The following is a 25,348-nucleotide window of genomic DNA, read 5'->3' as shown; positions in this document are numbered from 1 at the left end:
TTTGGCAATATTTTTTAACAAAAGTAACATTTCAGGTATGAATAGAATTTTGTATAATAAATTCTAAGAAACCTGAAGAAAGAATGGGAAGAAGATGAAAAAAAGTAAATTAATTGTGTTAATAATGGTAGTATTTAGCCTGAGCTTAGGAGGTTGTAGCTTTTTTAATGGACAATCTGCCAAGAAACAAGAAATGATTCAAATTGCAGAGAGTAAGAAAGCAAAAGATGTGATTGAAAATTTATTAAGACAAGAAGATCCAAACGCATTTACAGATAAAGGAGTTATAAAAAGTTACAAGATAAATGAAAATTCATTGAAGTATAATCCAATGGGAGGATTAATAATAAAAGTTATAATCAATGATGATAATAACCTAACAATTACAACAACTTTAACAGAGGAATCAGATGGCAAATTTGAACAAAATGGTTATGTCATCTCAGGAGAATTATCAGATGAATTAAGAGGTAAATAATGGCTTTTGATAAATCATTTTCAGATGAAATAAAGAAAGAAATTGCGTATAAAGAGTATGAGATAGAAAGCTATAATCAAGATGTACGATTGAAAACTGGAGAATACATTGGCAATGTCGCTCACATCTATGATAATGTAAATGACAATGAGGAGCAGGTCTTCGTTCTTACTAACAATGGTCAAGGCGAAAAACAAAAAGCAGTCCCTTATACTGCTTCAGATGAAGAACGTGCCCAAATACATGACGTGACTGTCTTGATGAAGGGATCTGAAACTGAAATAAGTACACAAAAATTACTCCATGATACATATACGGATTGGGTAAAGACAGATTTGCCAGCAGCTTCCAATATTTTGAACCCTGGTGGTGCGAGCGAGTATGCAACAGAATATGCGAAGAATTATGCGCGTGATAAGGCTAAGGATAGTTTTAATAATTTTGTAGAAGCTTTTGAAGATGCGGTTGTTCCTAATTCTGTTATACTTCCGCCGGAGGCCACGCCCTTAGGTAGGTTTATGAAAAAAGCGCTGGACAATCCTGTCAGCAATTTCGTACAGGAAAAAGCATCAGATGTGGTCGGCTTTTTTGCAGAAAGAACAGCCGAAGAACAGGTTAAATTTCCTGCTTTAGTGGGAGCTGCTTTTTTAAAAAAATACAATGATGAAAACGGGACTTTCCCGCCTCCGCAGTTTAAAGATGCTGCAGCTCATTTGAAAGAGGTGATTCGAAAATATCCCAATGCCAAGATTGATCTATACGGTCACTCTCTGGGTTCTATGAATATTCAGTATGCGCTTGCCTGTTTGACGGAAGAGGAAGCTTCTCATATTGGGACCGTACACCTATATAATGGCCCTAATGCCTATCCTATCCTAACACCCGAGCAAAAAGCGCGTATAGATGCGCTGAAGTACAAAATCTACAACCACATTGACCATAAAGATTTGGTTAGCTTGGGCTATCAGGATTCTGGAAGCAAGGAATCCAGTGGGATTGTCAAGCACCTCAAAACTAATGATTTAAAAAATACTGGCCTGCAACATATGATGCATGGTTATATCTATGATAAGAATGGAAATTTGGTTCTTGAAAAGGGAACGGAAGCCATCACTCGCAAGGAAATCATTGAAGAGCGGATGAAGGTTTACTATCGCCTAAAAGATAAATTACAAAAAACAGGTGGTGGACTGAGCTCAAGTGAACGGATTTATCTTGATGCTTTGCAGGCGCGCTTGGCTTCTGATGAGCTGATTCGAGTAGTGGATGAAGGGCTGGAGCAAGCTCAGAAATCTAAGGCACAACTGGATACAGATTTAGAAGCTTTGGAGAAAGTATTACATACCGTTCCGAAAGGCTTCATTCTCAATCTTGCGGAAGTAGAAGAGGCCTATGCACAGGCTGGTGCAACAAAGCAAACAGTTGTCACTGAAGTAAGAGAAAGATTCGACAACCGTTTGGCTGCATATCAGTCCTTATCAAATGAATTTCATGCTTTAAACGAGCAAGTGAATGCAGGAATTGAGCTCTTAAAAGCAAAAGACCAAAAAATAGCAGGAGAAATGAACCAGTGGGAACAACTAGCTTATTAATTTCATCTACTCTTTCGAAAAAGGAAAAGAAACTAGATCACTTGGAAAGAGAGTTTCACAAAGCGCGCTTGAAGCTAGATGAAAAGCGTTGCCTAGTGGAAAGAAAACAGCAGCTCTTCACCCAGATGCTGGAAGAAGAGTATGCGATGGCAGCTTCCTTCTTACAAGAGCAGGAGGTTGATGTCAGTTGTGAATGGGAGTCCCTCCATCGCTGTATCGAAGAGTATGATCTCGAAGCTAGAGAAGCTGCACATGTAGTCTTAAAACAGATCGAAATCGAGGAAGAGAATTTATGGCAATCCTACCGGAAAGATAGATACCAACTGGAAGAGGAGTTTGCACAAGATAAAGTTTCATAGTATAGAAGAGGAGGAAGTATGGGTGATAGTCCAGTCAAAGATTTCTTTGATTTAGATATGAAAGATAAGATGAGGATCATCGAAAGCCGAAAGAAACTTGAAAAAGATTTAATCCGTGTTGTCTATGCGCCCGTTTTATTGACCTGCAAGGCAGGAGTTGAGAAACGTTACAATGATGGCTTGACTGCGATTACAACAGTAGCCGAAGAAGACGTCCAGGTAGTTGGAAAACAACTGGATCAGTCCATGGTGGGGCAATTTGCTAAAAATGTACAGACAGTTATTCAAGAAAAAGCTGGGAAATTTAAATCTATCTAGCCAAGAACTTCTATTTAAAATGGAATCTGGAGTGACTCCAGATTTTTTTAATAAATTTTAAAAATTATGTAAAAAAGTGTTGACAAAGAAATCAGTCTGCGTTATAATAATTTATGTAAACAAAAAGAGGTTGGGAAAACCTACTGGTTTACAAGATCAATAGTGGAAAGGAGATGGTGATATGCTATTTCCAGAATTAAGACAACTAATTGATAAAAGGAAAAATAGAAACTGTTAGCCTGTAGGGCTATTATTAAACAAATGAATTAAAATTATGTAAACAATTAAACAGCAGCCAATTGGTCTGCTAATTTTCAAGAATGAATTAAAATTATGTAAATTAGAGGTATACAATATGAATAACAACTTTAACAATATGGATGATCTTTTCAATCAACTAATGGGAAACATGGGTGGTTTTCGTTCTGAAAGCCGTCGCTACATGATCAACGGTCGTGAAGTGACACCTGAAGAATTTGCTATTTACCGCCAAACTGGTCAACTTCCAAATGAAGGAAGCGAGCAAGTGCAACACCATCAAGGTAAAGGAATGAAACAAGATGGGATCCTTGCGAAGCTCGGCCGCAACTTGACTGAAGAAGCCCGTGAAGGAAAATTGGATCCGGTCATCGGACGTAATAAAGAAATTCAAGAAACGGCTGAAATCTTGTCTCGTCGTACCAAGAACAACCCGGTCCTTGTAGGGGATGCCGGTGTTGGTAAAACAGCAGTTGTAGAAGGTTTGGCACAAGCTATTGTGAACGGGGATGTTCCAGCTGCTATCAAGAACAAAGAAATCATCTCGATTGATATTTCTGGTCTAGAAGCTGGTACGCAATACCGTGGTAGCTTTGAAGAAAATATTCAAAATCTGATCCAAGAAGTCAAAGCTATGGGAAATGTCATTCTCTTCTTTGATGAAATCCATCAAATCCTTGGTGCAGGTAGCACAGGTGATGGTCAAGGCTCTAAAGGTCTTGCGGATATCATCAAACCTGCTCTTTCACGTGGGGAATTGACAGTCATTGGGGCAACTACTCAAGATGAATACCGTAACACCATCTTGAAGAATGCAGCTCTTGCTCGTCGTTTCAACGAAGTGAAAGTCAATGCTCCATCATCTGAAGATACTTTCAAGATTCTTCAAGGGATCCGTGATCTTTATGAAAAACACCACAATGTCATCTTGCCAGATGAAGTTTTGAAAGCAGCGGTTGATTATTCGATCCAATACATTCCACAACGTAGCTTGCCTGATAAGGCTATTGACTTGGTCGATGTGACAGCTGCTCACTTGGCAGCCCAACATCCAGTAACAGATGTCCATGCTGTGGAACATGAAATTGAAGAAGAAAAAACCAAACAAGAAGAAGCTGCGGCTAAAGAAGATTACGAAGCAGCTTTGAAAGCAAAAGTTCGTATCGAAGAACTTGAAAAGAAAATTGAAAACCATACGGAAGATCATAAAGTAACAGCAACAATCAACGATGTGGCTGAATCAGTAGAACGGATGACGGGTATTCCAGTGTCTCAAATGGGTGCAACTGATATTGAACGTTTGAAAGATATGGGTCACCGTTTGCAAACTAAGGTTATCGGTCAAGATAAAGCTGTTGAAGCAGTGGCACGTGCTATCCGTCGGAACCGTGCAGGATTTGACGAAGGGAACCGTCCAATCGGTAGCTTCCTCTTTGTAGGTCCTACTGGTGTCGGTAAGACTGAGTTGGCTAAACAATTGGCTCTTGATATGTTCGGAACCAAAGATGCTATCATCCGTTTGGATATGTCAGAATACAGCGACCGCACAGCCGTTTCTAAATTGATTGGTACAACAGCTGGTTATGTTGGTTACGATGATAACAGCAATACCTTGACAGAACGTGTTCGCCGTAACCCTTACTCAATCGTCCTTCTTGACGAAATTGAAAAGGCAGATCCTCAAGTGATCACCCTTCTCCTTCAAGTCTTGGATGATGGTCGTTTGACAGATGGTCAAGGGAACACGGTCAACTTCAAGAACACTGTGATTATCGCCACTTCAAACGCTGGCTTTGGTTACGAAGCCAACTTGACAGAAGATGCGGATAAACCAGAACTCATGGATCGTTTGAAACCTTACTTCCGTCCAGAATTCTTGAACCGTTTCAACGCTGTCATTGAATTCTCACACTTGAGCAAGGAAGATCTTTCTAAGATTGTTGATTTGATGTTGGTAGATGTCAATAAGACCCTTTCTAAGAAAGAAATCGACTTGGCAGTGAGCGATGCAGCTAAAGAATACATGACTGAAGAAGGTTATGATGAAGTGATGGGTGTTCGTCCACTCCGTCGGGTAGTTGAACAACAAATCCGTGACAAAGTCACAGACTTCCACTTGGATAACTTGGATGCCAAACATCTCGAAGCAGACATGGAAGATGGTGTCCTTGTGATCAGAGAAAAAGACACAAAGAAGGAAGAAAACGCTGATAAACAAGCAGATTAAGGCGAATTAGTTTGTGAAAAATAGAGACTGCTATCATATAGCAGTCTTTATTTTTTCTTCCCACCTGGGGGAAATTATTCGCCGTATAAGGCCAAAATCCTCCTATTTGAGCTAAAAAAACATCAATAATTAGTGAAATTAATCCAATTTGAGCAAAATTATTAATAAATAAAGAAAATAAGTATATAATCTATACAAGAATAAAATTTGAGGAATGGAAGTAAGATGAGCAATACAATTGATATCTACTCAACTCCCGAATACAGAAAAGTGGAAGCCGTTGTTCAACTGATGGTTGACGGTCGCTTGACGAGCTATCGTGTCGCAACTGAAACAAACATCAGCAAAATGAGCTTGGCGACTTTGACGAAGGGAACGAGTAAAATCAAAAATATTACCTATCAAACGGCATTGGCCTTGATTGATTGGTATGATGAGAATCATGAAAAGTATGGCATTACGATTGACTAGTCAGTAGCCCACTTTTCGTGGTTTTTTTCTTTTTCATCAAAACTTGCCTCTTCTCTGAGACTGGAGTCTGATTTTACTTGAAGAGGATGGGAAAACTTGAAAAGACGGGCGAAATTTGATATAGTATAGCATATATGAAAATTAAAGGAGAAACATATGCAAGGCGGAAGTTTGCTAATTATGCTCGTTCTTATGGTCGGTTTGATGTACTTCATGAGCCGTAGCCAAAAGAAACAGTATCAAAAACGGATGGAAAGTTTGAATAAACTTCAAAAAGGAAATGAAGTCATCACGATTGGTGGCTTGTACGGAACCATCGATGAAGTCGATACAGATCGCAAGACCGTTGTCTTGGATGTTGATGGTATCTACCTGACCTTTGAATTGGGAGCGATCAAAACAGTTCTTCCTGTATCAGAAGGAATCTCAGCTACTGCTACAGAAGGCGCTAGCTCAGATGCCGATTCAGCCATCGAAGAATAATCATCAAAGAAGAGGCAAAGGCCTCTTTTTTGGTGGGCAAATAGGACGACGTGATGAAGGAAAGTCCTGCTGGTTCAAAAAAGAGGCCAGAGTCCCTATTTTATGGGGATTTATGGTATAATGAAGCGATAAATATTGAAATAGGTAGAAAAACATGTTTCGTTTTAAGAAAAAAGAAAAAATCGAGATACCTTTAGAAGTCCCGAAACACATTGGGATCATTATGGATGGCAATGGTCGATGGGCGAAAAAGCGGATGCAACCGCGCGTCTTCGGTCATAAGGCAGGGATGGAAGCTCTCCAAGAAGTGACGATTGCAGCAAAAAATATGGGGGTTCAGGTCCTGACTGTCTATGCCTTTTCGACCGAAAACTGGACACGCCCTGAAGATGAAGTCAAGTTCATCATGCACTTGCCGGTTGAGTTTTATGGTCGTTTCGTCCCCGAATTGCATCGCAATAATGTCAAGATTCAAATGATCGGTGATACCAAGAAATTACCAAAAGAAACGCTGGAGGCTTTGGAAAGAGCAGAAGCGATGACCCATCTCAATACAGGCTTGATCCTGAATTTCGCGCTCAATTATGGTGGACGTGCTGAGATCACCCAGGCCGTGAAGCAGATCGCCCAAGAAGTCTTGGATGCGAAGTTTAGCCCAGAAGATATCACAGAAGAGATGATCGCTGATTCTCTCTATACCGAGAGTTTGCCACGTGTCCTAAGGGATCCGGATTTGATTATTCGTACCAGCGGAGAGATCCGTTTGAGTAATTTCCTTCCTTGGCAGGCTGCTTACAGTGAGTTGTATTTCACAGATGTGATGTGGCCAGATTTTGGAGAGGAAGCACTACGAAGTGCCATAGTAGAATATAGCCATCGCCATCGGAGATTTGGTGGTGTTTAGGAGAAGATGATGACGAAAGATTTACAAAAACGTGTGATTTTTGGAGGAATTGCCCTGCTCTTTTTCATTCCAACAGTAATGGTTGGAGGGGTGTTCTTCCAGATTGTGATTGGCTTGATCGCCATGCTAGGGGTTCATGAATTGCTCAAGATGAAGGGGCTTGAGACAGCGACCTTTGAAGGAGCGCTGGCCATGTTAGCGGCCTTCGTCCTGACGTTGCCGATCGAGGACTACCTCCCTTACCTTCCAGCAGATGGCAATATGATTGCTTATGGTTTGGTTGTCTTGATTCTCATGGGAACAACTGTTCTTGCTCAGAATTACAATTATGAAGATGTGGTCTATCCCATTGCGTCTAGCTTTTATGTTGGACTTGGTTTCCATTCCTTAGTAGATGCGCGAATTGCTGGTATTGATAAGGTCTTATTGGCCCTCTTTATTGTCTGGGCTACGGATTCAGGTGCTTATCTGGTAGGAAGTCGGTTTGGGAAACGCAAGCTCATGCCTGCGGTTTCTCCTAATAAAACGATTGAAGGCAGTCTTGGGGGAATCTTGTCTGCAGTTGCGGTAACTGTGATCTATATGATCGTGGATCGCTCTGTGGCAGGTGGACATGGTTTTCTTGCTATGATCTTCTTTACCATCCTCTTTAGTATTGCAGGTCAGTTTGGAGATCTGGTAGAGAGCGCGATTAAACGCCATTTCGGTGTGAAAGATTCTGGGAAATTTATTCCGGGACATGGTGGTGTTCTAGACCGCTTTGATAGTTTGATTTTTGTCTTTCCCTTGATGCATTTCTTGGGCTTGTTCTAAGACAGAAGAGATAGAAAGGAAACCACGTATAGAACGATGCAATTTATTGCCTTTATTGTTATTTTTGGAGTGATCGTTCTCGTTCACGAGTTTGGTCATTTCTATTTTGCAAAAAAATCGGGCATCCTGGTGCGGGAATTCTCGATTGGGATGGGTCCAAAGATCTTTGCCCATATTGGTCAAGATGGAACAGCTTATACCATTCGCATTCTACCTTTAGGTGGCTATGTGCGTATGGCTGGCTGGGGTGAGGACACAACTGAGATTAAAACCGGAACGCCTGTCAGCTTGACGCTAAATGAGGCTGGTAAGGTCGTCCGGATCAATCTTTCAGGAAAGAATCTGGATCAGACAGCCCTTCCCATGAATGTTACCCAGTTTGACTTTGAAGATAAATTAGAAATAACGGGCTTGGTTCTCGATGAGACCAAGACTTATGATGTCGATCATGATGCGACTATTGTTGAGGAAGATGGGACAGAAGTGCGGATTGCGCCGAGAGATGTTCAGTATCAGAATGCCAGCATTTGGGGACGGTTGATCACCAACTTTGCGGGTCCTATGAACAACTTTATCCTCAGTATTGTCGTCTATTCACTCTTAGCCTTTATGCGCGGTGGTGCGATTGATTACTACAGCAACAATGTTCAGGTGGCACCCGATGGGGCGCTAGCTAAGGTTGGTGTTAAAAGCAATGTTCAGATCCTTCAAGTCAATAACGATACCGTTAGCAACTGGGATGAGCTGACAGATGCTGTCGAGAAAGCAACCAAGGACAGCAAGACGGCTCCTGAATTGACCCTGAAAGTCAAGACAGACGGCCAAGAAAAAGAAGTCAAAGTGAAGCCAACCAAGTCAGGGAATCGTTACTATTTGGGTGTGACAAACGGCCTCAAGACAGGTTTTGTGGATAAACTCTTGTCTGGTTTTACAGATACCTGGAATACAGCGACACGGATTTTGGGAGCTTTGAAAGATATCATTTTCCACTTTAGTCTCAATAAACTAGGTGGACCGGTTGCCATCTACAATGCCAGCTCACAAGCTGCTCAATTAGGGATTCCGGCAGTCTTATCTCTTATGGCTATGCTCTCTATTAATATTGGGATCTTCAATCTAATCCCGATTCCCGCTTTGGATGGAGGAAAAATCTTGATCAATTTGATCGAGGTCGTCCGGAGAAAGCCACTGAAACAAGAAGTAGAAACCTATATGACGCTTGCAGGTGTAGCTGTAATGGTTATTTTGATGATTGCTGTCACCTGGAATGATATTATGAAATTATTTTTGAAATAGAAAAGGATATTGTCCATGAAACAAAGTAAAATGTTGATTCCAACGCTTCGCGAAATGCCAAGCGATGCCCAAGTCATTAGCCATGCTTTGATGTTGCGTGCAGGTTATGTTCGCCAAGTATCAGCGGGGGTCTATTCTTATCTGCCCTTAGCAAATCGAGTAATTGAAAAAGCAAAAGGCATCATGCGCCAAGAATTCGAAAAAATTGGAGCAGTAGAAATGCTTGCTCCAGCCCTTTTGAGTGCGGATCTCTGGCGTGAATCTGGTCGTTACGAAACTTACGGGGAAGATCTTTATAAGTTGAAAAACCGTGAAGGCTCTGACTTTATCTTAGGTCCAACTCACGAAGAAACCTTTACCGCTATTGTGCGCGACTCAGTAAAATCTTACAAACAATTGCCGTTGAATCTTTACCAAATTCAACCAAAATACCGTGATGAAAAACGCCCGCGGAACGGTCTTCTTCGGACCCGTGAGTTCATCATGAAAGACGGTTATAGCTTCCATGCTAACTATGATAGCTTGGATGTTACTTATGATGAGTACAAGGCAGCTTATGAGCGAATCTTCACCCGCAGTGGCATCGACTACAAAGCTATCATCGGTGATGGTGGTGCTATGGGCGGAAAAGATAGCCAAGAGTTTATGGCTGTTACGCCTGCTCGTACGGACTTGGACCGTTGGGTTGTTTTAGACAAATCAGTAGCTTCCTTTGATGAGATCCCAGCAGAAGTCCAAGAAGAAATCAAAGCAGAATTGCTCAAATGGATGGTCTCTGGTGAAGATACCATTGCCTATTCAAGTGAATCAACCTATGCTGCGAACTTGGAAATGGCTACTAACGAATACAAGCCAAGTAACCGTGTCGTAGCGGAAGAAGAAGTGAAGCGCGTGGAAACACCAGGTGTCAAATCGATTGATGAAGTAGCTGCATTCTTGAATGTTCCAGAAGAAGCTACTATCAAGACTTTGGTTTACATTGCAGATGGTGAGCCTGTTGTTGCCCTTCTCGTAGGTAATGATCAGCTCAATGAAGTGAAGTTGAAAAACCACCTCGGCGCAGATTTCTTTGAACCTGCAACCGAAGTGGAAGTGAAAGAATTATTAGGAGCAGATTTTGGCTCTCTCGGTCCAGTAGATCTTCCTGAAAATGTTAAGATTGTCGCAGACCGCAAGGTCCAAGACAGCCGCAATGCAGTAGTCGGTGCCAATGAAACAGGCTACCACTTGACTGGTGTCAACCCAGGACGTGACTTTACTGCAGAATACGTCGATATCCGTGAAGTTCGTGAAGGCGAAATCTCACCAGATGGGAAAGGGGTCTTGAACTTTGCACGTGGGATCGAAATCGGTCACATTTTCAAACTCGGCACACGCTACTCCGCTAGCATGGGAGCAGATGTCTTGGACGAAAACGGTCGTGCGGTTCCAATCATCATGGGCTGCTACGGAATCGGTGTCAGCCGTCTTCTTTCAGCCGTTATGGAGCAACATGCTCGCCTCTTTGTCAATAAGACTCCAAAAGGGGAATACCGTTACGCTTGGGGAATTAACTTCCCTAAAGAATTGGCGCCATTTGATGTGCATTTGATTCCAGTCAATGTCAAGGATGAAGCGAGCCTTGCTTTGACCGATCGGATCGAAGAAGCCTTGGTGAATAAAGGCTACGAAGTCTTGGTGGATGACCGAAATGAACGCGCTGGTGTCAAATTCAGTGATAGTGATTTGATTGGGCTTCCAATCCGTGTAACAGTTGGTAAAAAAGCAGCAGAAGGTATCGTAGAAGTGAAAATAAAAGCAACAGGAGATACCATCGAAGTTCATGCGGACAATCTCCTTGAAACCCTTTCAATCTTGAACAAATAAGAAAAAGCTTTCTGAGCTCTCACCAGTGTGGTGATGAAACTCAGGAAGCTCTATTTATTTTTCTTCTTTGAGGCCTTGATCTTTGAAATAGGTAAAGAGATCTTGAGGTTTGCCATTGAGGTATTTCTTGAACTCAGCTGTTTCTTCCTCCCCTTGATCCCCGTAGATGGAAGCAAACTCATCTTTCTTGATTTTTGAGAAGTCAGCTTGTAAGACCTTGGCATAGGATTGTTTATCTTTCGAAATTTGAATGCGGAAGCTAAGACCAGGCTTGCCATTTAAGCTTTTATAGATATCGCTATGTTCTAATTCTTCTTGGTAGATTTCCTTTAACTCGGAAAGATCCATGTCTTGCAAATCTGAGGAAATGGGTTCAAAACTAAGAAAAGTAAAAGAGACAATTTCATCTTTTTTGTAGCCGATTTGAATTTTGTTTTGGTGGTGATCGCCGAGGTCACTAACAAAGGTCTTGTTTTGGACTTGCTCCTTTTTGGTTTGAGTGGCCTCTTGCTTGGAAGAAGCGTTAGTAGTCCCTTTGCCTTGTTGGCCTTGGCTACAAGCGGTAAGAGCTAGTAGACAGACAGAGACAAGTAGAAATTTTTTCATATATACTCCTTATAGGTTAATGGTGTTCGATCTTGTATGAAACAAGTTTTGAACAGGTTTCATTATACCATAAAAGTTTTAAAAATGAAAAAATATACAAAAATCATCAAAGATTGTATCTAAAATAACCTAAAATCAACATTTTTTATCTATGTGTCGAGTTAATATAACAGGACAGAGTGTCTTCTTTTCTTATCAGAAATAATACTAGTTGGAGACTACTGGGGCAAGGAATTTCAGATATATGTTACGTTTGTATAACAAATTATTTCAAAAATGTAACAAAGTTACAATATTTTATCAGTTGGGGCTCAAAACTTGACTTTCTCGCAATATTTCATTAAGATATCTTTAAGTAAATAATACAAATAGGGAGTGAAAAGGTAAATATACAGTTTTTTGGATTTTTACTAATTCGTACTAAATGTATTGTTTATGAAAAAAATATTAGGGTATCAGCCCAAAAGGAGAAACATATGGCTCAAATTAAATTAACTCCGGAAGAACTACGTCAATCAGCACAACGCTATTCACAAGGTTCTCAAGAAATCGATCAAATCCTTAACACTTTGACTCATGAACAACAAGTCATCGACGCAAACTGGGATGGATCTGCATTTGATAGCTTTGAAGCACAATTCAACGAATTGTCTCCAAAAATCAAACAATTCGCTCAATTGTTGGAAGACATCAACGCTCAATTGATCAAAGTTGCTGATATCGTTGAACAAACTGACCAAGATATCGCTGCACAAATCCACTAAGATAGTCTTGGAGGTGATCTTACTTCTTGTAGGTAGATCACCCTTTTGTCTTTTGATATATAGAAAATAGGGGTTAGATTCTTAATTCCTAACCCCTATTTTGTATCTATGAATTAGAAAAAGGAAAAGGTATAGAAGTGAAAAAGAAAAAATGGTTAAAATACATCGGTCAGAGTGCAGTTGTGCTCCTTTTGATGGGATCTGTAGTGGGTCTTTATACGACGGTTCAAAAGGACCAAAAGCAAAACGAAGCCAAGACCGTACAAACGACAGAAAACACCAAGCTTAATATTGCGGTTGTCAATGAAGACAAAGCGGTCAAACTGAATGATAAAGAATACAACCTTGGGGCTAGCTATGTAAAGAATATCGAACGGGATAATTCGCAAAACTGGTCTGTACTCCCTCGTGGAGCCGCTGAGTCAGGGCTTGCAGATGGCAAGTACCAGTTGATGATTGTCATTCCAAGTGACTTCTCAGAGAAGGTCTTGGAAGTGAATGCGGTTAATGCAGAGAAGACCACGGTGACGTATAAGGTCAATGCGGCTGGAAATTCTCAGGTTGAAAACGAGGCCAATAAAGTCGCTAAAGATATCGTTTCAGACTTGAATAGCCAGTTGGTTGATATGTATATGGTCAGCATTTTGAGCAACCTTTATACAGCTCAGAAGAACGTGGAAACAAGTAACAAAATTCAATCTACCAACATTGGTTCATACCGAAGCAACTTGCTGGATTCGGCTTTAGATTCGAAGAATATCTTTCCAAGTCTCTATAGCTTGTCTACGTCTTCTGTCGAGTCGAACAATGCTTTGAAGACAGTCCTTGAGTCTTATACACAGGCTTTTGATCAATTGACCCAATCTCAGGATCAGTACGGTCAAAACTTCGACACATTGATCAAACAACGCTCTGAGGACAAGATCAGCCATGAAGAGTTCATGAACCAGCTGATGTCTATGAACCAGTCTGTTGTCAGTGAAAAGACCCAAGAGTTGTATAAGAATCTACAACAAAACCAAGAAGCAATTACCAAACAATTGAGTCAACCAACTGAAACAGAAGGAGATGCTTCAGGTACCAAGACTTATGCAGGCTTGACAAAAGATGTGAATGATCGTGTGGCAGACCTCGAAAAAGGGATCAAGGCAGAACGCGACAAATTAGATGAGCACGAAAAGAACATCGAGTCTTCTGTAAAAGCGAAGATCCTTGACTACTATGGTCTAAATGAAGGAGACAAAGTCACTCTTCGTACCTTGCTTGGAAAGCCAAAAATCGAAACTATCAGCAAGGCTCGAGATAAAGCGGATGATGACATTCGTCAAGCAATTGAAAAACTTCCGTCTTTAGATCCTGCTAGTCTTAATCTGAATAAGTATGGGAATCTCAACGCAGCGATTGATTTTGATAGTGCTTTTGCTGGAACGAAGGGGCAAGCAAAAGGGAACGCAGATGACTTGAAACGATTGGCTGCTGAAGTGGATGCTAAATTAACGGCAGTTGCGAATGTTCTCAATGCTAAATCTGGAAAACAAAAAGTTAGCATTCAAGTACCTGCAGGAGTTAAGGTTGATACCTGGACCTATGATGGACAGACTTATGCAGGCAGTGGTGAGCAGGAAGTCGAACTGAAAGATGGCAAACAAATTCAAATTCACCTTGTTGAAGATGGAGGAGCTATGCCAAGCGCGATTGATGTTGAAGTCCTTGTGAATGGAGTTTCTTCAACCAGTGTGACTGTATCTGCAGAAGACTTGAAAACAGCTGTCGCTAACTATGCATCGAAAGCTAGTGAAATCGCCCTGGATTATCAACGCGCGGGAGCATTGATCGATGCTTACTATCCAAAAGATGACAAGGGAGATCGTCATTCGCTCTATGATCCGATCGAAGATATGGATTTGACAAATGCTTTGGTCGATGTCGTGAAGGCTGCCGTTTCAAGTAACATGAAGGACTACCGTAAGAGTATTGAAACGGATGAATCTGGGGATGCAACGAAGAGTGTGAAAGCCCAGTTAGATGGTACCCTTAAACAGTTGCAAGACTTGGGACCACAATTGCAGGCAAATCTTCAAGCAATCGAAAACACCAACAAGGATCTAACCCAAAATATCAACGATCAATTGAAGCAGTATGCAGACCTTCAAAGACGCCTAGAAGAGATCTCAAAAGCGCAGGAAACAGTGACACAGGCTCAAACCAAGACCGATGCAGATTTGTCAGCTCTTGGTTCTGAATACACGTCATTATTGAGCTCGACAGAAGGCGTTAAGAGCTCATCTCGTAGCAATGTAGAAGCTGCTAACTCTACCAATGAAATCTTTAGCCAATTGAACAAAGAATTGGAAAAAGCCCAAGGCAATACAGAGAAATTGTCTAGCAATGCAGAGAGCTTGATGGGTGAATTCGACAAGGAATTGTCTGAAAATGGGAACTTCGTCGAAGCCTTCCGTAAGGTCTTCAACAATGCCTATGAAAACGGAGTGCCGAATGAAGTCTTGCTCGACTTCTTGTCAAATCCAGTTGCAGAGAAATCTTCTTCTGTGAAAGCGACTATCAACGTCTACCGTCCATTTATCTGGATCTTTATGTTGGAAGTCTTGAGTCTCTTTACAGCTTATCTCTTTGCGACTCAACCAATCATTCGCAAGGTTAAGGATCGTTTCAAATTGGATCGTTTGCAAGAATCAGATCTCTTGTCTGTCGGTGTCCTTGTGGGACTTTCTCTCATCCTTGGACTGGTGATCGGAATGATTTCAAGTATTCAACTCTCTGTTGGTCGTGAATATGTACCTTCATGGGTGTTCTTAGCGGTTCTAGCAAGCTTTGTCTTGGTACAACTACAATACCTTCTTTTGAAACACTTCCGTGTGATTGGAATGGGACTGGCCTTCTTCATGTTGATCAGCTATGTCTACCTATCAAGCGCGATCGGAACGACCGCGACCTTGTCAGGCCTTCCAGCACTGGTGAAAAATGTTAACCTCCTTTCTATTTTAGAAGGACAGTTTGCGGGTTACTTTGATGGACAAACAGCCGGTATCGGCGTCTTCTTCGGATTGTTGGTCTTCTTCGGACTTTTGGCGGTTGCCAATATCTTCATTCCTAAGAAGTTTACTCAAACAAAGGAAATTGAATCAAGCTTATGAAAAAAATGATGTATCTTCTCTTTGTCTTAAGTCTCTTGCCAGCGGTTGTTGTTTCTGCAGATGATTTTATTGATAATCGTCTGCAGGTCAACAACTCACGTCTTGAGACAGAGCAGGAAAAGACACTTGGGGGCCAATTGGATGCGACTGAGTCTCTTTTCAATGAGAAGGATCAGAAAAAATTAGCAGATGAAAAACGCAAGCAAGAGAAACAATTGACCGATTCAGACGGCCAGTTGTTTTCTGCTATAAGGGGAAAGAAAAAAACGGGGCCTGAAGCGGACCTGTTCCAGCCTGAAAATCAAAAATTATCTAAATTCGAGTCCAATGTGGAGGACAATTCGGCCAGCTTGTCGGATTTTATTCCAGCCTTGCAAATGCTGGCTTGGAGTGCTCTTCTCTTTGGGATTGCTGGCTATATTTCCTATCGAATCTATAGAAAAGAGGCCTAAATGGACCAACATATCAATGTCACCTTCCGTATGAATGGTGCAAGCCATGACCTCCGAATCCCAACGCGGATGGAGGTGCGACGCTTGATTCGGGAATTGGATCAGATCTTTGGGTCTGCCATGGAGCCTAGAAGCAAGTATCAGTTGCGCGTGGTAAATAAAGGCATCTTGCTGGATGAAGGCAAGGTGGTACAGGAGTATCCGATCACGAGTGGTGATCTGATCGAGATTGAGGAGTGGTAAGGTGAAAGAAGAACAATTTACACTGGAAGAACAAGTCTTCCGTTTTGAAAAAGAAGAAACGAGCTGGCGGCTGGACCTTAAGCGTTCAGAAGTGGATAGCCAGGATTTACGCAATTTATGGATTTTGGATCTCCATCATCCCTTGTTTTTAGAGCAAAGCATGACAGCGGATCAAGACCAGATTCATCTGACCTATCAGACAGACGCGCTAGGCTTGAGTGCAGAAGAAATCCAGGCATTACCGGTTTCAGACCGTCTGCGTCTAGCTATCAATGTCTTGGATTTGGCGCCAGCCTTGGAGCTTCCGGTGACCTTTATGTTGCATCCTATCAATTTGTTTGTGACCAAGGATGCGCAAGTCAAGATCGCTTATCGCGGGGTGCCGGGAATGATGGTGCCACGCAAGTGGGATCAGGTTGAATTCTTGCGGCAGGCCAAGTGCTATGCGGTCACTCTTTTTGGGGACTGGGATTTCATGGAGCTCTATCAAGGCACACTTGAATTAGAAGATCTGCCTGATTTCTTGGTAGAAATCCGTGATGCTGCTAGCTTAGAAGAGATGAAAGCTCTCTTAGAGAAAGCCTACCAAGAACGCAAGGAAGAGGAAGAAAAGACCTTGACCTTGGTTTCAAGTCGTCAACACCGAATCTTTAAGTTGGCAACGGTTTGGCTTTCAGCTGTAGTGACCCTCTTACTCTTGCCCTTGATTTATTTGGTCTTTTTCCAAGCACCCTTTAAAGAAAAGTTGCTTCAAGCGGATACAGCCTATCTCAAGGTAGACTACACTGGTGTGATCGATGAGTTGGAGGGAGTAGCTCCAAGCAGTCTTCCAACGACACAGAAATATGAGTTGGCGACGTCTTACTTGCAAGGCTTGAATTTCTCGGAGGACCAAAAGAAGGTCATCCTTAACAATGTTACGCTCAAGTCAGATAGCCTCTATCTCCACTACTGGATCTATATCGGACGTCATGACTTTACCCAAGCGCTGGATACAGCCAAGCGGATCGACGATTCAGACTTGATTATCTATGCCCTTCGTAAAGAAATCAAGGCGACACGTGATAGCGAAAAACTCTCTGGTGAACAGCGCGAGAAGAAACTCTCTGAGCTTGAGGGCGAATACAAGAAATACTGGGATGCCCGCTCTAAACTCTTGGAAGCAGAGACAGATGAAACCAAATCTTCCACTAGCAGCTCAACAACAGCTTCATCTACAGAAGGCTCCTCAACAGAAAGTTCGTCTTCTACAACTGCAAGCTCGACTGAGTCTAGCGACCACAAGGAGTAGTCTATGAAAAAACGTATCATACTCTATAAAAAAGGTTTTCGCTATGAGCTAGCGCTAGAAGAGGGAAAGACAGCCACCGTATCGAATCAAGAAACAGCTCAGTTGACCCTGGCTTCGCAAGAAAATCCCCTTCATTTCCAATGGAGTCAAGGAGAAATCTTCTACCAGTATGGTGAAGACAAGGGCGTGCTTGAAAATAGCAAGATTCTTGGGGATGTAGTCTGCTACTTGGCGACAGGAGAAGTCCATACTTATGAACTGTTAGACAAGGAAGAAATCCTCGTAGCAGATGAAAAGGGTGCGGATGTGCGCTTGCACTATCCAGTACGCTTTCTCCTTGTGAAAAAAGAGCAGACCTGGACTTGCCAGCTCTTATCTGGAAAACTCTACCATAACCATAAACTCGTCAGTGAAGCGACTTTTCCACTGGCCTTTGGGGATGAGCTTGCTATTGGAGATGTGACCTTTAAGCTCTATCCAGAAGAATTTGGCGTGGAAGGGGCTGTCGAAGTGAGTCCTTATCTAGTGCCACGTTTGCATTCACGCTATGACTTCTACAAGGACTATCCAGAGTACCACCGGTCTCCGCGGATTATCTACCGGAGTTCGGAAGACAAGATCTTGATCAATCCTCCAGGTGCAGAGCCTCAAAAGCCATCAGATGAACTCTTGAAGTTGATCATGCCACCCCTCATCATGGTTGGGGTGACCCTCTTGATCACCATTTTCCAACCGCGGGGGCTCTATATCATCGCGACGGTATCCATGTCTGTGGTCAGTGTGATCTTTTCGGTCCAAGGCTTCTTCAAGAATCGTAAGAAATACAAAGAAGATAAGAAAGAGCGCGTGGAGCTCTACCATCTCTATCTCAAGGACAAGGCCAAGGACTTGGAACAGCTCTCTCGTAAGCAACGAGAAGGCATGTTTTACCATTTTCCAGCGATCGAAGACTTGACCAAGATGGTCAAACGCTATGACTCGCGGATCTACGAAAAAACACCGCTCCATTTTGACTTTTTGGCCTATCGTTTGGGCTTGGGCAAGGTTCCAACCAGCTATGAGCTCAAATATGGTCAGGAAGAGCGCAGTGGGAAGAAAGATGCCTTGGAAGAAGAAGGCTATGCCCTGTTCCAAGCTCATCAAAAAATCGACAATCTTCCGATTGTAGCCAGCCTTAATCGGGGACCTGTAGGGTACGTCGGTCCTCGTCCTATCGTGCTAGAGCAGTTGCAACTCCTGGTTGCCCAATTAGCTGTCTTTCACTCTTACCATGATCTGACCATTATTCCGATCATTCCAGAAGAGGAAAAAGAAAGCTGGGATTGGATGCGCTGGTTGCCTCATGCGACTCTGCAAGATATGAATGTCCGTAGCTTTGTCTACAATCAGCGGACACGCGATCAGGTCTTGAACAGTCTCAACCAAATCCTCAAACTCCGCAAGGCGCAAAAAGAAGAAGAAAAAGCCAATGATACCAAGATCTTCCACCCTCATTATGTGGTCCTCATCACTGATGAAACCTTGATTTTGGACCATGTCATCATGGAGTTCTTCCGTGAGGATCCGACAGAGCTCGGTTGCTCCATCATCTATGTGGCAGACGTACTCTCATCTCTTTCTGAAAATATCCAAACGGTTATCTCTATCAAGGACCGCAACCAAGGGCAATTGCTCTTGCAAGAAGGGGTTCTTCGGGAGCTTGACTTCCAATTGGATCACTTCCCTGAAGGTTATGACAAGGAAGCCATCTCGCGTGGCCTTGCCCCACTGAAACATATCCAACAGCTCAAGAGCTCAATTCCGGACTCGGTGACCTTCCTTGAAATGTACCAGGCAGAAACTTTCAATGACCTCAAGGTCTTGAGTCGGTGGGAGAGCCATGCCCCTTACCAAAGTTTGGCCGTGCCGATCGGTCTGCGCGGGAAGGACGATTTGGTCTACCTCAATCTCCATGAAAAAGCCCATGGACCACACGGTTTGATCGCAGGGACAACCGGTTCTGGTAAGTCTGAAACCATTCAGTCTTACATCTTGAGCCTTGCCGTCAACTTCCATCCACATGATGTGGCTTTCCTCCTTATCGACTACAAGGGTGGGGGAATGGCCAACCTCTTTAAGGATCTGCCTCACTTGCTGGGGACCATCACCAACTTGGATGGTGCCCAGTCCATGCGGGCCCTGGCCTCTATCAATGCGGAGATCCATCGTCGGGAACGCCTCTTTGGTCAATATGGGGTTAACCATATCAACCAATACCAAAAGAAATTTAAACTCGGTGAAGCGACAGAACCGCTTCCTCACCTCTTCTTGATTAGTGATGAGTTCGCCGAACTCAAGGTCAACCAACCAGACTTCATCAAGGAGTTGGTCTCTATCGCGCGTGTCGGGCGTTCCCTTGGGGTACACTTGATCCTTGCGACGCAAAAACCTTCTGGGGTCGTGGATGACCAGATCTGGTCTAACTCCCGTTTCAAGCTAGCCCTCAAGGTGGCAGACCGTGGCGACTCCATGGAGATGCTGCGGACGGCAGATGCGGCTGAGATCACTCAGACCGGTCGTGCCTACCTCCAAGTCGGGAACAACGAAGTCTATGAACTCTTCCAAACTGCTTGGTCAGGAGCAGACTACCAGCCTGAGAAGGATCAGCTAGGGATCGAAGACCATACCATCTACTTGATCAATGAACTGGGCCAATACGAAGTTCTCAACCAAGACCTTTCTGGTCTTGATATGGCAGAAGAAATCAAGGAAGTGCCGACAGAACTGGATGTCATCGTGCAGGAAATCAACCACTTGCACCAACAAGAAGGCATCGCAGCTGTGGCCCAACCATGGTTGCCACCGCTCAAAGAGCGGATCACGCTGGATGAGTTGGACAAGGTCGTGCCGATCGAGGCTTGGCAAAAACGGACAGCTCCAAGTGTCCTGATCGGGGTTGCCGATATCCCGCAAGCGCAAAAGCAAGAAGCAGTCGCTATCGATCTGTCAAAAGATGGGAATATCCTCCTTTACGGAAGTCCAGGTACAGGAAAGACCACTTTCCTTCAGACAGCCGCAATGGATCTAGCTCGCAAGCAGAGCCCAGAAAATCTGACCATGTACCTGCTGGATTTCGGAACCAATGGTCTAGCGCCCTTGACTCAATTACCACATGTGGCCGATAGCCTCTTGCTCGATCAGACGGAGAAAATCCAGAAATTCATCCGGATCATCAACCGCGAGTTGGATCGCCGTAAGAAGCTCCTCTCCGAGCATGGGGTCGGAACCATCGCCCTCTACCGTGAAGTAACCGGTAAGCAAGAGCCAACCATGGTCATCCTCATGGATAGCTATGAGTCTATGAAGGACGAGCCCTATGAAACAGACCTCTTCAAGCTCTTCATGCGGATCTCTCGTGAAGGTCTCAGCATCGGTGTGCACTTGATCATCACAGCTAGCCGTCAGAACAACCTACGGGCTCAGCTCTATTCAAACTTTAAGCACCAGCTGACCTTGCCACAAAATGATATCTCTGAAGTTCGCGGGATCGTGGGAGCAACCCCACTGGCGTCTACGATGGAAGACATCAAGGGACGCGCCCTCATGAAACGTGACGAAGTCGATGTCGTCCAGTTCGCCTTACCAGTCGCGGGGGACAATGATATCCAAATCATCAACAACCTCCGCGATCAAGTCCAAAGCCTCAAAGAGATGTGGACAGGCCGCACCCCAGCAGGCATTCCAATGGTGCCAGATGAGTTGACAGAAGCAGCCTTCTATGGACGTGAGGATGTAGCAGTCTTGCTGGATCAAGGAAAAGTGCCACTCGGATTGGATCTGGAACAAGTTCAACCGTTAAGTTGGGACTTAATTAAAGGAAATCTTCTGTATATTTTTGAACAAGAATGGCAAAAAATCAATATTATAAATACTATGTTGTTAAATTTCGAAAAGCTTCATTTTGATTCTATTCTTTTGACTACTTCGAAAACTCAAAAACAATATCGTATTTCAAAAGAAATTGGTTCGCTTTTGATAAGGAAGAATACTATAGAAGAGATATATGATCTAATCAGTGAAAATGTTGATTTAGATGAAGTACTTCCTAAACCGATGGTAATAATTTGGGATGAAATTGGAGAGTTGATTCAGGAAAATGAAATATTATCTGATAAAATACTATATATTATGACGAATGGACCTAAAGTTAAAGTATATAGCTTCATTACAACTCTCCCAATGTTATCTAATAGTCTAAATGTTGTTTCAAAATTCATTAAGCAATTAAAATATGCTGTTGTTGAGTTACGATTAAATGATCAGAAAATTATAAGTGTTTCGAATGTGAAATATTCGGAACCTGCTTTGAAAAAGTCAGTTGCTTATATGGTTGATGGAAATCATTATCAGGCTATGAAAGTAATTAAAGGAGTTAACAATGAGTAAACTGGATAAATTAGTTGTGCAAACTCAAAAGTGTAAAACAGATAGAATATATATTACCTTAGGGTATAATTTTGGTTTTTCACTATTTCTTTATGAAGTAGAAAAAAAACTTATAAATATTAATCCTGCTGCAATTGTGTTGCTAGCTTACTACAAACAAGAATATGCAAGAACTCAGCTACAGAAAAATATAGAAGTGACTGTTAATCCAGGCAATACTTTATTTTCCTTTGTTTCCACTTCATCAACACTTCTCAGTAGTTTGGATATATTACTTAAGGTAATAGATTTTGTTCCAAAAGGAGATTTTCAGCAGATTAAAACTGAATTTATTCAACAATACAAGAGTTCATATGTCAAAAATCAAACTTCATTAAATTTAACATTACTTGAGTTTATAGCTCAGAATAAGAGATTTAATAAAGATGAGTTTAATAGATTTATTGAAGAGTTGTCTAAAGAAGATGTGGAATTGGCTCAAAAGTATTTATTTAAAGGGATGGAATTTTGTGTTCATGCATTAGGGGAAATTAATGAGAGCGTAGAAAGCAAAATGAGGAAAAAAATAGTAGATTTTGATAATGAATCTTATACAAAATCTGTTTTTATTCCTTTATCATCTCGTGATATAATTCCACAGAAACTCTTATATAAGTCAAAAACTCTATCTAGATTTCTGTTGATTCATACAAATCCAGATCATATCAATCATTTAGAGGATATCTTATTTACATATCAATTACTTAATGAAATTTTTAGCAAAAATTTGCCTCAAATCATTATTGACAGTGCGGATATGGGAATGATACTACCAAATATTTCCTTAATAATGATTAAGAATTATCTAAACAAGGAAGATATTTCAAATTATATTGGCAAAGTAAAAGAACAATTTATTTATTTGTTGACACAAAAGCCAAAATTATTTTCAGAGATGTTTGTAATATTGTGGTTATCTGGTATTAATTATATCCATTACTACGAGATGCTGGAGAGTAAATCAGTTGAAGAATATCAGAAAGTAATTGAAATCGTATTAGGAAACAGCACATTCTGTAGTGTAGAAAGAGGAGAATAAAATAATGGTACAATTTTTAATTAATCCAGAAACATTAAAAAAAGAAATCAACTCTTTGAAAAAAGCAAAAGATGCCATATCTACTAAATTAGAATTAGACACTGTTGGTTTAGAATTGCAAACGATTGATAAACTAAAGGAAGTTGAAACTGAATTTAATAAAGTTATTGATATCTATAAAAAACTATTAGAACAAGATATCCAAAATTTAGAGGTTATCATTGCTGAATGGATGAAAGTTGATGCAAAATATGCAGGTCAAAATGCTTGGACTCGGTTTAAACAGGATTTTTGGAAGTGATATAGGATAAAGGAATTAAAGTATGAAACTAAGTAACTCTAAAGTATCGTTAATTGAATCAAAAATATCAAGTACTTATTCAGAAGTGGAGAATCAATTATATCAAGTTTATAAGGCTCTACAGATTTTAACGCAAACAAATAGCTTCAAAGGACAAGGTGCGGAAGCTGTAAAATCATTTATGAAATCAAACAGTTTAAATATGACTTATCTAATAGTTGAAGCTGTTAAAAAATTGGATGACAGCGTTAAACAAGTAAAATCAGGTTTTCTGGATTTCGAATCAGAGGAAACTGGTAAGATTTATGACAAAAAAGTAGATCAAGAAATAACAGAAATCAATAAAATAGCAATCAATACAGCAGAATTAGTGTCAGATTTAAAAACATGGGAGAATAAGGCAGATGAATTTATTACCGTAGAAAATTCTAGGACGGACGAGCTTGCTTTAGCATTCGATAGTATAAAACAAATGCTAGAAAATGTAAATAAAGATTTTGCCGAAAAAGATCAAGAGTTGTGTCAGATAGTAGGTGTTTTAACAGAAACCTTTGGTGGGCTTAATAATTCAATGTCTCAGGTGATGGACCATTATGTTCTACCTTCAGGTAGGTATGATGACTCCAAATTTGGTAGCTTAACAGGAGAAGAATGGTATATTCAGGGAACAGAGTCGGTCTTTAAGAAAAAATTTATAGAAGATCCTTTTATCTATAAGGCAGGTAATGTGGCTGTAGCTGAAACACAATATGCAATAGGTTATGCTAATGATCTTTATGCTTATGCTGGTGGTGATTTCCTTTCTGCAAATGGTACAATGAGTGTGCAAGACGGAGAATTGCATGCACAAGGCAAAGCTAGAGTTGCTGGTGGAGAACTTCATGCCAAAGCCGGTGATCTCGTTAACGTTTCAGGAACAGTAGATGTTCTTGCAGCTTCTACAGATAATAGACTTGGTAAGAACGGAATAATTTTATCAGCTGATGTAACGACTGCTAGAGCAAAGGTAGATACTAATGTAGGTTTACTGAATGCTAATGCAACTGCATATGGGCCTCAAGCAAGTGGTACAATAGCACGATACAGTAGTGAGGAAAAAACACAAATTGGATTTTCTGGTAAAGCATCTGTTGGGGGAGTTAATTATAGTGCAAATATCGGTGGCTTAGCGGTCAAATATAAAGCAGATGGTGCTGAAAAATCAGAAAACTTAATTGGTATTGGTGGGGGAGTCAGTGCTAAAGGTGGTGTTGATGCAACATTAATGTACACGAGTGAAAAGGTAAAGGATATTAATGATAGAATAAGTATATATTCTAATAAGCTTGAAATAGGAGCTACACTTGGTTTAGGTTTCTCTTTGAATGTTTCAGTTCCAAGTGTTAAAATTAAATTGTGGTAATAAATCTATTTTAAAATGAAAGAAAAGAAAATGAAAAAACTAATTATTATAGTATGCTTGATACTGACTCTGACTGCGTGTAGTGTTTCTAGTAAGAATGAAAATAATACAAAAAATCAAGATATTAGTAGTCAAAAAAAAGACATATCACTTATTGTCCCTCCAACAAATGAAGGATATTCAAAGGAGTTAATTGATTATGTTCGTGAAATTATAAGAAAAAATCCATCAATTGGTGAGGATGGAAAATTAAGTATGAATTACACAGATGCTACTTATACAATTAATGAACGAGAATATGCAGTATTTGTATTATTGAATCGAAGTCAACATGTAATTGACCAGAGTATAAATTTCAAATTGAACTGGTCATATGATGGACAGGTACTCTTTGAAAACCAGGAAATATTATATAATCACACTAAAAGAGGTGATTTAGATATGAATTGTGCAGCATTAATGATGATAGAGATAACACCTGCACAAAAACAAATAATTGATAGTATGAAAGATCCAAATAAAATGAAATTAGAAATTTTAGTTTCAAAAGGTTAAAAAGGAGAGGA

The 25,348-nt window shown here is 41.2% G+C and carries 22 protein-coding genes; 21 read left to right on the top strand and 1 reads right to left on the bottom strand.

The window, feature by feature from the left end:
* The first annotated feature begins 94 nt into the window (after positions 1–94).
* The 11 genes from ABVF55_RS09800 (at position 95) to ABVF55_RS09750 (ending at position 11,065) form a co-directional block, all read left to right on the top strand.
* Entirely contained in the window at positions 95–478 is a 384-nt protein-coding gene (locus ABVF55_RS09800) for a DUF1310 family protein (RefSeq protein ID WP_118095936.1), read from the top strand.
* A complete protein-coding gene (locus tag ABVF55_RS09795; protein WP_445285287.1) occupies positions 478–2,070 on the top strand; it encodes a hypothetical protein in 1,593 nt (530 codons plus the stop codon). Before ABVF55_RS09800 ends, ABVF55_RS09795 begins: the two co-directional genes overlap by 1 nt.
* On the top strand, positions 2,049–2,429 hold the full coding sequence (locus ABVF55_RS09790; protein ID WP_070674758.1) for a type III secretion protein: 381 nt from the start codon (positions 2,049–2,051) through the stop codon (positions 2,427–2,429). Before ABVF55_RS09795 ends, ABVF55_RS09790 begins: the two co-directional genes overlap by 22 nt.
* Before the next feature lie 18 nt (positions 2,430–2,447).
* Positions 2,448–2,747, top strand: coding sequence for a hypothetical protein (locus ABVF55_RS09785; protein ID WP_049523162.1), 300 nt, complete (start codon positions 2,448–2,450; stop codon positions 2,745–2,747).
* Positions 2,748–3,102: 355 nt separating this feature from the next.
* A complete protein-coding gene (locus ABVF55_RS09780; RefSeq protein ID WP_445285286.1) occupies positions 3,103–5,232 on the top strand; it encodes an AAA family ATPase in 2,130 nt (709 codons plus the stop codon).
* A gap of 225 nt (positions 5,233–5,457) precedes the next feature.
* Positions 5,458–5,703 (top strand): hypothetical protein, encoded by a 246-nt coding sequence (locus ABVF55_RS09775; protein WP_003009969.1) that lies wholly within the window; start codon positions 5,458–5,460, stop codon positions 5,701–5,703.
* A 156-nt stretch (positions 5,704–5,859) separates the two neighbouring features.
* Positions 5,860–6,186, top strand: coding sequence for a preprotein translocase subunit YajC (gene yajC / locus ABVF55_RS09770; RefSeq protein WP_445285285.1), 327 nt, complete (start codon positions 5,860–5,862; stop codon positions 6,184–6,186).
* Between the two features lie 154 nt (positions 6,187–6,340).
* Complete coding sequence (locus tag ABVF55_RS09765; RefSeq protein WP_118095933.1) at positions 6,341–7,090, top strand: isoprenyl transferase; 750 nt, start codon at positions 6,341–6,343, stop codon at positions 7,088–7,090.
* Positions 7,091–7,099: 9 nt separating this feature from the next.
* A complete protein-coding gene (locus ABVF55_RS09760) occupies positions 7,100–7,903 on the top strand; it encodes a phosphatidate cytidylyltransferase (protein ID WP_023919527.1) in 804 nt (267 codons plus the stop codon).
* A gap of 36 nt (positions 7,904–7,939) precedes the next feature.
* On the top strand, positions 7,940–9,199 hold the full coding sequence (gene rseP / locus ABVF55_RS09755) for an RIP metalloprotease RseP (protein WP_021154371.1): 1,260 nt from the start codon (positions 7,940–7,942) through the stop codon (positions 9,197–9,199).
* A 15-nt stretch (positions 9,200–9,214) separates the two neighbouring features.
* Positions 9,215–11,065: a proline--tRNA ligase gene (locus ABVF55_RS09750; RefSeq protein ID WP_118095932.1), complete on the top strand. Its 1,851-nt coding sequence runs from the start codon at positions 9,215–9,217 to the stop codon at positions 11,063–11,065.
* 54 nt (positions 11,066–11,119) lie between these two features.
* Here the strand turns inward: ABVF55_RS09750 and ABVF55_RS09745 are convergent, their stop codons facing one another.
* Positions 11,120–11,671, bottom strand: coding sequence for a hypothetical protein (locus tag ABVF55_RS09745; protein ID WP_118095931.1), 552 nt, complete (start codon positions 11,669–11,671; stop codon positions 11,120–11,122).
* 476 nt (positions 11,672–12,147) lie between these two features.
* On the opposite strand from ABVF55_RS09745, the gene ABVF55_RS09740 reads away from it, so the two are divergent.
* From ABVF55_RS09740 to ABVF55_RS09695, 10 genes are all read left to right on the top strand, one after another.
* Positions 12,148–12,435, top strand: a complete 288-nt coding sequence (locus ABVF55_RS09740; protein WP_003009979.1) for a WXG100 family type VII secretion target — start codon at positions 12,148–12,150, stop codon at positions 12,433–12,435.
* Between the two features lie 131 nt (positions 12,436–12,566).
* Entirely contained in the window at positions 12,567–15,590 is a 3,024-nt protein-coding gene (gene esaA, locus ABVF55_RS09735) for a type VII secretion protein EsaA (RefSeq protein ID WP_247923564.1), read from the top strand.
* The gene (gene essA / locus ABVF55_RS09730; RefSeq protein ID WP_118095929.1) at positions 15,587–16,042 is read left to right on the top strand and encodes a type VII secretion protein EssA; all 456 of its coding nucleotides are present in this window, start codon (positions 15,587–15,589) and stop codon (positions 16,040–16,042) included. Before esaA ends, essA begins: the two co-directional genes overlap by 4 nt.
* Positions 16,043–16,285, top strand: coding sequence for an EsaB/YukD family protein (locus ABVF55_RS09725; RefSeq protein ID WP_003013697.1), 243 nt, complete (start codon positions 16,043–16,045; stop codon positions 16,283–16,285).
* 1 nt (position 16,286) lies between these two features.
* Positions 16,287–17,576: a type VII secretion protein EssB gene (gene essB / locus ABVF55_RS09720; RefSeq protein ID WP_118095928.1), complete on the top strand. Its 1,290-nt coding sequence runs from the start codon at positions 16,287–16,289 to the stop codon at positions 17,574–17,576.
* A gap of 3 nt (positions 17,577–17,579) precedes the next feature.
* Positions 17,580–22,001, top strand: a complete 4,422-nt coding sequence (essC, locus tag ABVF55_RS09715) for a type VII secretion protein EssC (RefSeq protein WP_118095927.1) — start codon at positions 17,580–17,582, stop codon at positions 21,999–22,001.
* Positions 21,994–23,079: a hypothetical protein gene (locus tag ABVF55_RS09710; RefSeq protein WP_118095926.1), complete on the top strand. Its 1,086-nt coding sequence runs from the start codon at positions 21,994–21,996 to the stop codon at positions 23,077–23,079. The genes essC and ABVF55_RS09710 overlap by 8 nt, the downstream gene beginning before the upstream one ends.
* 4 nt (positions 23,080–23,083) lie before the next feature.
* Positions 23,084–23,380, top strand: coding sequence for a DUF5344 family protein (locus ABVF55_RS09705; RefSeq protein WP_118095925.1), 297 nt, complete (start codon positions 23,084–23,086; stop codon positions 23,378–23,380).
* A gap of 22 nt (positions 23,381–23,402) precedes the next feature.
* Positions 23,403–24,782 (top strand): T7SS effector LXG polymorphic toxin, encoded by a 1,380-nt coding sequence (locus ABVF55_RS09700; protein ID WP_118095924.1) that lies wholly within the window; start codon positions 23,403–23,405, stop codon positions 24,780–24,782.
* Between the two features lie 30 nt (positions 24,783–24,812).
* Positions 24,813–25,337 (top strand): hypothetical protein, encoded by a 525-nt coding sequence (locus ABVF55_RS09695; protein ID WP_118095923.1) that lies wholly within the window; start codon positions 24,813–24,815, stop codon positions 25,335–25,337.
* Positions 25,338–25,348: the final 11 nt, after the last annotated feature.

It is taken from the genome of Streptococcus sp. KHUD_012 (genome assembly GCF_052588255.1).
Note: the sequence above shows the minus strand (reverse complement) of the source record. Positions and strands in the feature narration are given on the sequence as shown.

Bases quoted from the DNA above. Each gene is read 5' to 3' on its own strand.
- ABVF55_RS09725 (WP_003013697.1), top strand. From the start codon at position 16,043: ATGGACCAACATATCAATGTCACCTTCCGTATGAATGGTGCAAGCCAT.
- ABVF55_RS09800 (WP_118095936.1), top strand. From the start codon at position 95: ATGAAAAAAAGTAAATTAATTGTGTTAATAATGGTAGTATTTAGCCTG.
- ABVF55_RS09710 (WP_118095926.1), top strand. From the start codon at position 21,994: ATGAGTAAACTGGATAAATTAGTTGTGCAAACTCAAAAGTGTAAAACA.
- essC (WP_118095927.1), top strand. From the start codon at position 17,580: ATGAAAAAACGTATCATACTCTATAAAAAAGGTTTTCGCTATGAGCTA.
- ABVF55_RS09705 (WP_118095925.1), top strand. From the start codon at position 23,084: ATGGTACAATTTTTAATTAATCCAGAAACATTAAAAAAAGAAATCAAC.
- essA (WP_118095929.1), top strand. From the start codon at position 15,587: ATGAAAAAAATGATGTATCTTCTCTTTGTCTTAAGTCTCTTGCCAGCG.
- ABVF55_RS09695 (WP_118095923.1), top strand. From the start codon at position 24,813: ATGAAAAAACTAATTATTATAGTATGCTTGATACTGACTCTGACTGCG.
- rseP (WP_021154371.1), top strand. From the start codon at position 7,940: ATGCAATTTATTGCCTTTATTGTTATTTTTGGAGTGATCGTTCTCGTT.
- ABVF55_RS09775 (WP_003009969.1), top strand. From the start codon at position 5,458: ATGAGCAATACAATTGATATCTACTCAACTCCCGAATACAGAAAAGTG.
- ABVF55_RS09795 (WP_445285287.1), top strand. From the start codon at position 478: ATGGCTTTTGATAAATCATTTTCAGATGAAATAAAGAAAGAAATTGCG.
- ABVF55_RS09765 (WP_118095933.1), top strand. From the start codon at position 6,341: ATGTTTCGTTTTAAGAAAAAAGAAAAAATCGAGATACCTTTAGAAGTC.
- ABVF55_RS09760 (WP_023919527.1), top strand. From the start codon at position 7,100: ATGACGAAAGATTTACAAAAACGTGTGATTTTTGGAGGAATTGCCCTG.
- ABVF55_RS09780 (WP_445285286.1), top strand. From the start codon at position 3,103: ATGAATAACAACTTTAACAATATGGATGATCTTTTCAATCAACTAATG.
- ABVF55_RS09745 (WP_118095931.1), bottom strand. From the start codon at position 11,671: ATGAAAAAATTTCTACTTGTCTCTGTCTGTCTACTAGCTCTTACCGCT.
- ABVF55_RS09785 (WP_049523162.1), top strand. From the start codon at position 2,448: ATGGGTGATAGTCCAGTCAAAGATTTCTTTGATTTAGATATGAAAGAT.
- ABVF55_RS09750 (WP_118095932.1), top strand. From the start codon at position 9,215: ATGAAACAAAGTAAAATGTTGATTCCAACGCTTCGCGAAATGCCAAGC.
- ABVF55_RS09740 (WP_003009979.1), top strand. From the start codon at position 12,148: ATGGCTCAAATTAAATTAACTCCGGAAGAACTACGTCAATCAGCACAA.
- ABVF55_RS09700 (WP_118095924.1), top strand. From the start codon at position 23,403: ATGAAACTAAGTAACTCTAAAGTATCGTTAATTGAATCAAAAATATCA.
- yajC (WP_445285285.1), top strand. From the start codon at position 5,860: ATGCAAGGCGGAAGTTTGCTAATTATGCTCGTTCTTATGGTCGGTTTG.